Origin of the sequence: Paraliomyxa miuraensis, assembly GCF_026337845.1 — a bacterium.
Lineage (GTDB): Bacteria > Myxococcota_A > Polyangia > Nannocystales > Nannocystaceae > Paraliomyxa > Paraliomyxa miuraensis.
In genome coordinates this window covers 1-207 of sequence record NZ_JAOVZF010000006.1, presented here as the reverse complement: position 1 = coordinate 207, position 207 = coordinate 1, and the positions used below count along the sequence as shown (strand labels likewise).

1 protein-coding gene is annotated in these 207 nt (G+C 64.7%); it reads right to left on the bottom strand.

The features are described 5' to 3' along the window. On the bottom strand, window positions 1–207 hold a 207-nt coding region (locus tag OEB96_RS00025; protein WP_266213324.1), incomplete at both ends, for a transposase.

Here is a 207-nt window from a genome sequence, read left to right as displayed (position 1 = left end):
GATCTTCAGGACGAACTCGAAGTCGTAGCCCTTGTCCAGGCACATGTGCTGGGGGTGCTTCTTCGTGGGCTTGGGTCGGCGGATCGGAATGCTATCGAGCGTCTGCTCCACGAGCTTGCAGTCGTTGCGGTTGGCTCCGGCGACCGTCACGCCCACCGGGACGCCCTTGGCTTCGACCAGCAGGCTGCGCTTGACCCCGCCCTTGCC